Annotated in this window: 2 protein-coding genes; both read right to left on the bottom strand. The window is 54.5% G+C overall.

Annotation, left to right across the window (positions count from 1 at the left end; translation table 11 throughout):
- On the bottom strand, positions 1–302 hold a 302-nt coding region (locus tag ACRZ95_RS23080), incomplete at its 3' end, for an ATP-binding cassette domain-containing protein (RefSeq protein ID WP_480555726.1).
- Between the two features lie 3 nt (positions 303–305).
- Positions 306–793, bottom strand: a 488-nt coding sequence (locus tag ACRZ95_RS23075) for an ABC transporter permease subunit (RefSeq protein ID WP_480555724.1), incomplete at its 5' end; no start/stop codon positions are given.

Genomic DNA, 793 nt, shown 5'->3' with positions numbered 1-793 from the left:
TTGAGACCGTAGCCCATGTTCTGGCGGACTGACATATGCGGGTAGAGCGCGTAGTTCTGAAACACCATTGCGATATCGCGGTCCATCGGTTCCTTATCGTTGGCGCGCTCGCCCCCGATCAGAACGTCACCGGATGTAACGGTCTCCAACCCGGCGACCATACGCAGCAATGTGGATTTTCCGCACCCGGATGGCCCGACAATGACGATGAATTCACCGTCTGCGATGTCGGTCGAGACACTGTGGATGACCTCGGTGTCGCCAAAGCTTTTCTTGATATCCTGAAGGGAAACCGTCGCCATCTGTTACTTCTCACTATCGACAAGGCCGCGAATAAACAGCCGTTGCATGCCCACGACCACGATGACTGGTGGGATCATCGCAAGGATCGAGGTTGCCATGATCGTTGGCCAGTGCGCAAAGTCATCGCCGCTTGGGAACATCTGTTTGATGCCCATGACGATTGTGTTCATTTCCGGGTCGGTCGTGATCAAAAGCGGCCAGAGGTATTGATTCCAGCCATAGATAAACAGGATCACAAAAAGAGCGGCGATGTTTGTCCGGCTCATCGGGACCACGATATCCCAAAAGAACCGCATTGGGCTGGCACCATCTACGCGGGCCGCCTCGGCCAGTTCATCCGGGATCGTCAAAAAGAACTGCCGGAACAAAAACGTCGCCGTGGCGGATGCGATCAACGGAAAAATCAGACCCGAGTATGAATTTAACATGCCAAAACCGGCCACCACCTCATAAGTGGGGACAATGCGCACCTCGACAGGTAGCATCAGCG

It is taken from the genome of Ruegeria sp. AI3 (genome assembly GCF_056541245.1).
This window is presented reverse-complemented; position numbering and strand designations above follow the sequence as displayed.